Source organism: Enterobacter cloacae complex sp. P12RS (assembly GCF_014895875.1).
Classification (GTDB): Bacteria; Pseudomonadota; Gammaproteobacteria; order Enterobacterales; family Enterobacteriaceae; genus Enterobacter; species Enterobacter bugandensis.
The window spans coordinates 1-419 of record NZ_JADBQO010000129.1 but is presented as its reverse complement, the minus strand read 5'-3'; the positions used below and the strand labels follow the sequence as shown (position 1 = coordinate 419).

The following is a 419-nucleotide window of genomic DNA, read 5'->3' as shown; positions in this document are numbered from 1 at the left end:
AGCCAAATGAATTGCTTTTATTTTCTTTATGTCATTAATATAATCGTTTTTAAGTCTAATGTATTGATCTTTTTTTAAATTTATTTCTTCAATGCTTCTTACGATCATTTTTATTTTTAGGTTGAATTCTGAATGGTACGATTTAAACTGATTGTAATTGTCAGAGTTTGCCATCATACTACTATTTAATGAGTGAAGCTCAATGTTCAACGAATCATAGATTAAATCACATTCTTCTATTGCATCATCAATTGATGGGATGCTTTCATAACCTGTCTCTCGCAAAAACTCCGAAACATGTTCATACTTTTTACGCAAGTTGTTTAATTCAGATCTTTTATCTGATATTTGTTGCTCAATATCGGATATGTCAGTGTCTAGTACGTTATATATATATTTGAAAACTTCTTTAGTATACG

General features: G+C 28.6%; 1 pseudogene. It reads right to left on the bottom strand.

Features of this window, described 5'->3' with window-relative positions:
• Positions 1–419: pseudogene (locus tag IM284_RS23240) on the bottom strand (exonuclease SbcC); the annotation flags it as partial.